Origin of the sequence: Pseudomonas sp. NBRC 111138, assembly GCF_001320835.1 — a bacterium.
Lineage (GTDB): Bacteria > Pseudomonadota > Gammaproteobacteria > Pseudomonadales > Pseudomonadaceae > Aquipseudomonas > Aquipseudomonas paracarnis.
Genome location: NZ_BCBO01000082.1, coordinates 61,094 through 70,540 on the forward strand (window position 1 = coordinate 61,094; position 9,447 = coordinate 70,540).

Consider the following 9,447-nt stretch of genomic DNA (forward strand, 5'->3'; position numbering starts at 1 on the left):
GGGGGTGATGCCATCGCAGGCAAGCCAGCGCCCACACTAAAAGAGGTTTTTGATCATGGCTAAAATCGGATTTATCGGCACCGGCATCATGGGCCAACCCATGGCCGCCAACCTGCAGAAAGCAGGCCATCAACTGTTTCTCTCCGAACATCACGGCAAGGCTCCGGCTGAACTGATCAGCGCCGGCGCCGTGGCGCTGGCCAACCCGCAACAAGTGGCCCAGGAAGCCGAGTTCATCATCGTCATGGTGCCCGACACCCCACAAGTCGATGACGTGCTGTTTCGCGCCGACGGCGTGGCTGCGGGCCTGTCGCCGAACAAGGTGGTGATCGACATGAGTTCGATCTCCCCTACTGCCACCAAAGCATTCGCCGCCAAGGTCAACCAGGCCGGCGCGCAGTACCTGGACGCCCCGGTGTCCGGTGGTGAAGTCGGTGCCAAGGCCGGCACCTTGAGCATTATGGTCGGTGGCGAACCGCAGACGTTCGAACGCGCGTTGCCGCTGTTCCAGAGCATGGGCAAAAACATCACCCTGGTAGGCGGCAATGGCGATGGCCAGACCGCCAAGGTGGCCAACCAGATCATCGTTGCCCTGAACATCCAGGCGGTGGCCGAAGCGTTGTTGTTCGCCTCCAAAAACGGCGCCGACCCGGCCAAAGTGCGTGAAGCGCTGATGGGTGGCTTTGCATCGTCCAAGATCCTGGAAGTGCACGGCGAGCGCATGATCAAGGGCACCTTCGATCCGGGTTTCCGCATCAACCTGCACCAGAAGGACCTGAACCTGGCGCTGGCCGGTGCCAAGGAACTGGGGATCAACCTGCCGAACACCGCCGGCACCCAGCAAGTGTTCAGCACCTGCACGGCAATTGGCGGCGGCAACTGGGACCACTCGGCGCTGATCAAGGGCCTGGAGCATATGGCGAATTTCTCGATTCGCGATAAATAACCCACACCGCTGATCGTTCCCACGCTCCGCGTGGGAATGCCTCTTGTGACGCTCCGCGTCACGCTTTGGGCGCAGAGCGTCCCGGACTGCATTCCCACGCAGAGCGTGGGAACGATCGCAGAGCGTGGGAACGATCGCTGCACCTCTAATAACAAGAATCCCCCGGGAGCCCGCTTATGTCGGTCGATCCGCAACACCTGCTTCGCGAGCTGTTTGCCACAGCCATCGATGCCGCCCACCCCCGGCAAGTCCTTGAACCCTACCTGCCTGCCGACCGCAGTGGCCGTGTGATCGTGATCGGCGCCGGTAAAGCCGCGGCCGCCATGGCATTGGTCGTCGAAGATTGTTGGCAGGGCGAAGTCTCGGGCTTGGTGGTCACCCGCTACGGCCATGGCGCGCCATGCAAAAAAATCGAAGTGGTCGAAGCCGCCCATCCGGTGCCGGATGCGGCCGGCCTGGCCGTGGCCCAGCGCGTGCTGGAACTGATCAGCCATCTGGGTGAAGACGACCGCGTGATCTTCCTGCTCTCCGGCGGTGGCTCGGCATTACTGGCCCTGCCCGCCGAGGGCATCACCCTGGCGGACAAACAAGCCATCAACAAAGCCCTGCTTAAATCCGGCGCCACCATTGGCGAGATGAATTGCGTGCGCAAGCACCTCTCGGCGATCAAGGGCGGTCGGTTGGCCAAGGCTGCGTGGCCGGCCACGGTGTACACCTACGCGATCTCCGATGTACCGGGCGACCAGGCCACGGTGATTGCCTCGGGCCCGACCGTCGGTGACCCTAGCACCTCGCAACAGGCCCTGGCGATCCTCAAGCGTTACCACATCGACACCCCCGCTTCGGTGCGCAGTTGGTTGCAGAACCCGGCCTCGGAAACCGTCAAGCCTGGCGATCCGGTGCTTGCCCGCAGCCACTTCCAATTGATCGCCCGCCCGCAGCAATCCCTGGAAGCGGTGGCGGTCAAAGTGCGCCAGGCCGGTTTCAGCCCGCTGATCCTCGGTGATCTGGAAGGCGAAGCCCGCGATGTGGCCAAGGTACACGCCGGCATCGCCCGCCAGATCGTGCAGCACGGCCAGCCACTGGCGGCGCCGTGCGTGATCCTTTCGGGGGGCGAAACCACCGTCACCGTACGCGGCGACGGCCGTGGCGGACGCAACGCGGAATTCCTCTTGAGCCTCACCGACAGCCTCAAGGGCCTGCCCGGCGTGTACGCCCTGGCCGGCGATACCGATGGCATCGACGGTTCAGAAGACAACGCCGGCGCGATCATGACCCCCTGCAGCTACCGCCGTGCCGAAGCCCTGGGCCTGTCGGCCAGTGATGAGCTGGACAACAACAACGGCTACGGCTATTTCGCCGCCCTGGGCGACTTGATCGTCACCGAGCCGACGCGCACCAACGTCAACGACTTCCGCGCCATCCTGATCCTTGAGACTGCCAACCATGACGCCTGACAAGAAGGTCAAAATCCTCGCCACCCTGGGCCCGGCCACCGACGGTATCGATGACATCCGCGAGCTGGTGGAGGCCGGGGTAAATATCTTCCGCCTCAACTTCAGCCACGGTGACCACGCCGACCATGCCCAGCGCTACCAGTGGATTCGCCAGGTCGAGCGCCAGCTCAACTACCCGCTCGGCATCCTCATGGACCTGCAAGGGCCGAAGCTGCGGGTGGGACGCTTTGCCGAAGGCAAGGTGCAGCTCCTACGCGGCCAGGCCCTGCGCCTGGACCTGGATGAAACTTTGGGGGACCAACGCCGGGTCAACCTGCCCCACCCGGAAATCATCGCGGCCCTGGAGCCGGGCATGGACCTGCTGCTCGACGACGGCAAGCTGCGCCTGCGCGTGATCACCAAGCATGCCGACGCCATCGACACCACCGTGCTCAATGGCGGCGAACTGTCTGACCGTAAAGGTGTGAACGTCCCACAAGCGCTGTTGGAACTGAGCCCACTCACCGCCAAGGACCGCCGCGACCTGAGCTTCGGCCTGGAGCTGGGTGTGGACTGGGTGGCGCTGTCGTTTGTGCAGCGCCCGGAAGACATCCGCGAAGCCCGCGAGCTGATCGGCGATAAAGCGTTTTTGATGGCCAAGATCGAAAAGCCTTCGGCGGTGCAACGGTTGCGTGAAATCGCCGAACTGAGTGACGCGATCATGGTGGCCCGGGGTGATCTGGGCGTGGAAGTGCCGGCCGAGAGCGTGCCGCAGATCCAGAAAGACATTATCAGCACCTGCCGCCAACTGGGTAAGCCGGTGGTGGTGGCCACGCAGATGCTCGAATCCATGCGCTTCTCGCCGGCACCCACCCGCGCCGAAGTCACCGATGTCGCCAACGCGGTGGCTGAAGGCGCCGACGCGGTGATGCTGTCGGCGGAAACCGCCTCGGGCGAGTACCCGCTGGAAGCGGTGCAGATGATGAGCAAGATCATCCGCCAGGTGGAAAACGGCCCTGACTACCAGGCACAGCTGGATGTCAGCCGGCCCAAGGCAGATGCCACGGTGTCGGACGCTATCAGCTGTGCGATCCGCCGCATCAGCAGCATCCTGCCGGTGGCGGTGCTGGTGAACTACAGCGAGTCCGGCAGTTCCAGCTTGCGCGCGGCGCGGGAGCGGCCCGTGGCGCCGATTCTCAACCTCACGCCCAACCTGTCCACGGCGCGACGCCTGAGCGTGGCGTGGGGCGTGCACTCGGTGGTCAATGATCGGCTGCGCCAGGTGGATGAGGTGTGTTCCACCGCACTGGAAATTGCCCAGGCCCAGGGCATGGCGCAGCGTGGCGACACCTTGGTGATTACCGCAGGGGTGCCGTTCGGGCAGCCGGGGTCCACCAATTCGCTGCGTATAGAGACGCTGATTTAGCGCCTGTCAGGGCCTCATCGCGGGCAAGCCCGGCTCCCACCTTTGATCGAGTTTGCATGTCGAACATCAATCAAATGTGGGAGCTGGCTTGCCTGCGATGAGGGCAACTCGGTCTTATTGACTCAACCCAAATGCACAACCCAACCTGCCCCGACTGGGCCGAAGCCCTGCTCAACGGCTTCAGCCAAATCTTCCTGCAGCGCCACCCGCTGTGCGGCCTGCTGTGCCTGCTGGCGATCCTGATCGGTGCCCCTGCCTTGCTTGGCGGTGCCTTGCTGGGGGGCGTCGCAGGGTTGCTCACGGCCCAGCGCCGGGGGTATCCCAAGGCCGAGCGCCAGGCCGGGCTGTATAGCTACAACGGCGTATTGCTGGGCCTGTTGATCAGCCAGCACTTTGCCTGGTCGGCGCTGGTGCCGCCGCTGATCCTGGCGTGCGGCGGCTTGAGTGCCATCCTCACTCGGCACTGGTTGAAACACGCGACCCAACCCCTGGATTTGCCAGCGTACACCGCGCCCTTTGTTGGCCTGGGCTGGTTGCTGCTCGGCCAGGCCCCGGAGAACACCCTTGCGCTGAGCGAGCCCGACACTGTCGCTGTACTGGCCGCACCCTTCACCGGCCTTGGGCAAATCATGCTTCTGGACCAGCCCCTGGCGGGTGTGCTGATCGCCCTGGGCTTGCTGCTGGCCGACCGTCGCGCCGTCGCGTGGGCCTTGGGCGGCGCCACTCTCGGCATGCTGGCCGGCCTGTGGTTGAACGACCCCACTGGCGCCCTGCTCGGCCTGCATAGCTATAACCCCGCGCTGGCCGCGCTGGCCCTGTGCTCGTCGCGTCGCCAGCCTTGGTTGCCACTGCTGGGTATCGGCCTGGCCATCCTGCTCACCCCTGGCTTTTGCGGCCTGCACCTGCCCGCGCTGACCGCGCCATTTATTCTCGCGTGCTGGCTGGTGCGCGCCGGTCAGCGAATGCTGCACAAGCCTCACATGGACAGCCCGTTCGAATCGCCCTAGGCTTGCTCGATATTCGTTTCGGGCAGGGTTTATGGACAGCAACAACGACTGGCGCCAGCGCCTCTACATCATGGTGTTCCAAAGCGATACCGTCGCCGGGCGGCGCTTTGACGGCATCCTGCTGCTGATCATCCTCGCCAGCCTGGTGATCGTGATGCTCGACAGCATCGACACAATCCATCAGAACTACGCCGACGTGCTGGCCTATATCGAGTGGGGCTTCACGCTGATCTTCGCCATCGAGTACGGCCTGCGCCTGTATTGCTCGCCCAAGCCGCTGCGCTATGCCTTCAGCTTTTATGGCTTGGTGGACCTGCTCGCCATCGTCCCCGGCATCCTCGCGCTGTACTACAGCGACGCCCAGTATCTGCTGATCATCCGCATCATCCGGATGCTGCGCATCTTCCGCGTGCTCAAGCTCAGCCCGTATCTCAAGCAGGCCAACTACCTGATGGCGGCGCTGCGCGGCAGCAAGCAGAAGATCGTGGTGTTCCTGGTCAGCGTGTGCACCCTGGTGACGGTGTTCGGCACCTTGATGTACGTGATCGAAGGCCCGGAACATGGCTTTACCAGTATCCCCAAGGGCATCTACTGGGCGATCGTCACCCTGACCACCGTGGGCTTCGGCGATATCGTGCCCAAGACGCCCCTGGGCCAGGTGATTTCTTCGCTGGTGATGATCACCGGTTACTCGATCATCGCCGTGCCGACGGGTATTTTTACCGCTGAACTGGCCAGTGCCATGCGCGGCGAACAGCTGCATACCGACTGCCCAGTGTGCAAGAAGGACAGCCATGAACCCAACGCCGCGTTTTGCGCGCGCTGTGGCAGCAATCTGTTTCGCAAACTGGAATAAGCAAAGTTCGTTTTAATCTTTAAAGCTCTATGCAGGCCCGGCTATAGTCGCTGGCAAATTGCCTCCCTCTTCTCGAACAACAAGGAATGAGCAGTGAAAAAAATCCTCAGCGCCTCTCTACTGGCCGCCGGCCTGGCCTTGGCGGGCTCCGCCCAGGCAGCGACCACCCTGCTCAACGTCTCCTACGACGTGATGCGCGACTTCTACAAGGACTACAACGCCGCTTTCCAGAAGCACTGGGCAGCCGAGCATCCGGACGACAAGCTGACGCTGCAGATGTCCTTCGGCGGCTCCAGCAAACAGGCGCGCTCAGTGATCGACGGCCTGCCCGCCGACGTGATCACCATGAACATGGCTACCGATATCAATGCCCTGGTCGACAACGGCAAGCTGGTGCCGGACAACTGGGTGACACGCCTGCCGAACAACAGTGCGCCATTCACCTCAGCCACGGTGTTTATTGTGCGCAAAGGTAACCCCAAGGCGTTGAAAGACTGGCCCGACCTGCTCAAGGACGGCGTGCAGGTAATCGTGCCCAACCCTAAGACCTCGGGTAACGGCCGCTACACCTATCTGTCGGCCTGGGGTTACGTGCTGAAGAACGGCGGCGATGAAGAAAAGGCCAAGACCTTCGTTGGCAAGTTGTTCAAGCAAGCGCCAGTGCTGGACACCGGTGGCCGCGCCGCCACCACCACCTTCATGACCAACCAGATTGGCGACGTGCTGGTGACCTTTGAAAACGAAGCAGAAATGATCGCCCGCGAGTTTGGCCGTGATCAGTTCGAAGTGGTCTATCCAAGCGTTTCCGCCGAAGCCGAACCGCCGGTGTCGGTGGTGGATAAAGTGGTCGAGAAAAAAGGCAGCCGTGCCGTGGCCGAGGACTACCTCAAGTATCTGTGGTCGCCCGAAGGCCAGGAAATTGCGGCCAACAACTACCTGCGCCCACGGGACCCGAAGGTGCTGGCAAAGTACACCGACCGGTTCCCCAAGGTGGACTTCCTGTCGGTGGAGAAGACCTTCGGCGACTGGCGCACAGTGCAAAAGACCCATTTCAATGATGGCGGGGTGTTTGACCAGATCTACTCTGGCCAATAACCCATCTGACTGAATCAACTCGGTCAAACCTGTGGGAGCTGGCTTGCCTGCGAAAGCGATCTATCAGTCATATTTCTGGTGACTGGTGCACCGCCATCGCAGGCAAGCCAGCTCCCACTTTTTTGCGTAGGGCAGATGTGTCTGAATGTATCATCAGCCGGCATAAGTGATATCACCACAAGCAGCCTACTCACTTGAGAGCCTTGTCTTTACTCTCTCACGCCATCGTCCTTCGCCTTTATGAGTACACCATGAACGCAACCTCTCACGCTGCAGGCACCATGACCCGGGGCATGGTCATGCTGTTCGCGTTTTGCTGCGGCGCCATCGTCGCCAACATCTACTACGCGCAACCGATCATCGAGCTGATTGCCCCAGACATTGGCCTGACACCGGCAATGGCCAGCCTGATCGTGTCCCTCACGCAAATCGGCTATGCCCTGGGCCTGTTTTTCCTGGTGCCTCTGGGCGACCTGCTGGAAAACCGCAAGCTGATGATCACCACCACCGTCGTGGCGATCGCCAGCCTGTTGGGTGCGGCGTTTATCGAACAGCCGAACCTGTTCTTGCTGGTGTCGCTGCTGATCGGTTTCAGTTCCGTCTCGGTGCAGATCCTGATTCCGCTGGCCGCACACCTGGCGCCGGCCGAATCCCGGGGCCGGGTGGTCGGCAGCATCATGGGCGGCCTGCTGCTGGGCATCCTGCTGGCACGGCCGGTGTCGAGCGTGGTGGCCGACCACTTCGGCTGGCGTGCGATGTTCATGGCGGCCGCCGCACTGATGGCGTTTATCAGCGTGGTGCTGATGCTGACAATCCCCAAGCGCCAGCCCGATCACAGTGCCAGCTACGGCCAGTTGCTGCGCTCCCTGGGCACCCTGTTGCGTGAGCAACCGCTGTTGCGCCAGCGGGCGTTCTACCAGGGTTGCATGTTCGCTGCCTTCAGCCTGTTCTGGACTGCCGTACCACTGGAACTGGCGCGTAACCACGGCCTGAGCCAAAGCGAGATCGCACTGTTTGCCCTGGTCGGTGCCCTTGGCGCCATCGCCGCGCCCATGGCCGGTCGCCTGGCCGATGCCGGCCATACCCACCGCGCCTCGTTACTGGCGATGCTGTTTGGCGCGCTGAGTTTCCTCCCGGCGTTGGTACACCCGCTCTACAGCGTGATCGGCCTGGCAGTCACCGGTGTGGTTCTGGACTTCTGCGTGCAGATGAATATGGTCCTCGGCCAGCGCGCCATCTACGCCCTCGATGCCAACAGCCGTAGCCGCCTGAACGCGCTGTACATGACCAGCATTTTTATCGGCGGTGCGTTCGGTTCGGCGATTGCCAGCAGCGTGTATGAACATGGCGGCTGGTTGGCCGTCATGCTGGTGGGCAGCGCATTTGCGCTGGTGGCCTTGCTGCGCTTCCTGAGCGCGTCACGTAAAGCCGCGTTGGCCACTGCCCAAGCGTCCTGACGGGGCCTTCGGCGCATAAAAACGTTTCACAACGCACAAAGGGGCGGGACTTAATCAACCATTGAGTAAGTCCAGCCCCGCATTGCGTCAAACAATCGCGCCCCCTGCCGCCCCTGTATAGTTTTCAACGAAGTTCAACGCTATCTTGCCGTCGCGTGCCATTTGCGACAGGTCGATCTTGTCTTCTCCGTATTGAAGTCCACCAACAAGTCGGCATGGGTGCGTATTGAGAAATATGAGCTCCGTCTCCGGGTTTCATCTGAGCGCTGGCATTACCCATGCACTACTGGGTCAGGTGTTCACGATATGCCCGTGCTCCAGGCAACACAGCAAGCGTTCGACGGTATGCGCCAACGGGCCGGAATTATCCAATACGAACAACCCCGCGCCATGACCGGCAATCAATTCGGCAGTGAACCGCGCATTGCGCGCGAGGCGCTCCTCGATATCCGCCAATGACTCCCGCCCACGCGCAATCAGACGCTGGCGCAGCACCGCTTGGTCCACCGTGAGCAGCAATACCAGCAAGGTCGGATAACGCTCACGGGTTTGCGCCAGGTGCGCACGGGAACCGTTGACCAGAACGTCGTCCCCCGCGGCCAGCCAATCGTCGATTTCCCTGGGGATGCCGTAGGACAAGCCATTAGCCTGCCAGCTCAAGGCAAATGCGCCCTCGGCCTCCATGGCCGCAAACTGCTCGGGGCTCACACCTTGCGCCGCTTCGCCCACCGCCTCCGCGGACCGAGTGATCACCCGTCGCACCATGCGGCACCCACGCTCAACCAGACGTGGGCGTGCGGCATCCAGCAGACTGTCTTTGCCCGAACCCGATGGCCCGATGAGATAGATCAACCTGCCTGCCATTAAAAACCCTCTTCGCTTGTCCCCAGACAGGTGCATCCCCGGGACCACTGCGCAGCGCCTGGTTTGCACCCGGGCGGCCACGTCGTAATAGTCGTAGGAAAGTATACCTAGCAATCCTTCCCACGCCAGGCCAGCGATAGCCACATCACTACAGCGCACTGCGCATTCGGCGCATGCGTCGGGCTTTAATTGCTTGGCCCTACCGTGATCTACACAGTGCGTTTGAAAGCCATGAAAAAGGCGACCCTCAGGCCTAATGCCAGTCAGTTAAGAGCTAGAGCAGACAACCAGTGACTTGTGGCGAGGGAGCTTGCTCCCGCTGGACTGCGTAGCAGTCCCATTTTTGGGGCCGCTTCGCGC

8 protein-coding genes are annotated in these 9,447 nt (G+C 62.1%); 7 read left to right on the forward strand and 1 reads right to left on the reverse strand.

Annotated elements, in window-relative coordinates; translation table 11 throughout:
• The first annotated feature begins 55 nt into the window (after positions 1-55).
• The 7 genes from APH41_RS16015 to APH41_RS16045 all read left to right on the forward strand — a co-directional run bounded on the left by APH41_RS16015 (position 56) and on the right by APH41_RS16045 (position 8,223).
• Positions 56-946, forward strand: coding sequence for a 2-hydroxy-3-oxopropionate reductase (locus tag APH41_RS16015; RefSeq protein ID WP_034135176.1), 891 nt, complete (start codon positions 56-58; stop codon positions 944-946).
• 176 nt (positions 947-1,122) lie between these two features.
• Complete coding sequence (locus APH41_RS16020; protein ID WP_054920104.1) at positions 1,123-2,403, forward strand: glycerate kinase; 1,281 nt, start codon at positions 1,123-1,125, stop codon at positions 2,401-2,403.
• Positions 2,393-3,808, forward strand: coding sequence for a pyruvate kinase (gene pyk / locus APH41_RS16025; protein WP_054920106.1), 1,416 nt, complete (start codon positions 2,393-2,395; stop codon positions 3,806-3,808). Before APH41_RS16020 ends, pyk begins: the two co-directional genes overlap by 11 nt.
• A gap of 131 nt (positions 3,809-3,939) precedes the next feature.
• Positions 3,940-4,815: an urea transporter gene (locus tag APH41_RS16030; protein ID WP_054920108.1), complete on the forward strand. Its 876-nt coding sequence runs from the start codon at positions 3,940-3,942 to the stop codon at positions 4,813-4,815.
• 31 nt (positions 4,816-4,846) lie between these two features.
• Positions 4,847-5,671, forward strand: coding sequence for an ion transporter (locus APH41_RS16035; protein ID WP_014717713.1), 825 nt, complete (start codon positions 4,847-4,849; stop codon positions 5,669-5,671).
• Between the two features lie 93 nt (positions 5,672-5,764).
• Positions 5,765-6,766 carry a sulfate ABC transporter substrate-binding protein gene (locus APH41_RS16040; protein WP_034127182.1) on the forward strand — a complete coding sequence of 334 codons (1,002 nt, stop codon included), beginning with the start codon at positions 5,765-5,767 and terminating at the stop codon, positions 6,764-6,766.
• A 251-nt stretch (positions 6,767-7,017) separates the two neighbouring features.
• Positions 7,018-8,223 carry an MFS transporter gene (locus APH41_RS16045; protein ID WP_054898370.1) on the forward strand — a complete coding sequence of 402 codons (1,206 nt, stop codon included), beginning with the start codon at positions 7,018-7,020 and terminating at the stop codon, positions 8,221-8,223.
• A gap of 291 nt (positions 8,224-8,514) precedes the next feature.
• Here APH41_RS16045 and phnN read toward each other — a convergent pair whose 3' ends face one another.
• Complete coding sequence (phnN, locus tag APH41_RS16050) at positions 8,515-9,087, reverse strand: phosphonate metabolism protein/1,5-bisphosphokinase (PRPP-forming) PhnN (RefSeq protein WP_054920110.1); 573 nt, start codon at positions 9,085-9,087, stop codon at positions 8,515-8,517.
• Positions 9,088-9,447: the final 360 nt, after the last annotated feature.

Coding starts and splice junctions, on each gene's coding strand:
- APH41_RS16015 (WP_034135176.1), top strand. CDS start 56: ATGGCTAAAATCGGATTTATCGGCACCGGCATCATGGGCCAACCCATG.
- APH41_RS16020 (WP_054920104.1), top strand. CDS start 1,123: ATGTCGGTCGATCCGCAACACCTGCTTCGCGAGCTGTTTGCCACAGCC.
- pyk (WP_054920106.1), top strand. CDS start 2,393: ATGACGCCTGACAAGAAGGTCAAAATCCTCGCCACCCTGGGCCCGGCC.
- APH41_RS16030 (WP_054920108.1), top strand. CDS start 3,940: ATGCACAACCCAACCTGCCCCGACTGGGCCGAAGCCCTGCTCAACGGC.
- APH41_RS16035 (WP_014717713.1), top strand. CDS start 4,847: ATGGACAGCAACAACGACTGGCGCCAGCGCCTCTACATCATGGTGTTC.
- APH41_RS16045 (WP_054898370.1), top strand. CDS start 7,018: ATGAACGCAACCTCTCACGCTGCAGGCACCATGACCCGGGGCATGGTC.
- phnN (WP_054920110.1), bottom strand. CDS start 9,087: ATGGCAGGCAGGTTGATCTATCTCATCGGGCCATCGGGTTCGGGCAAA.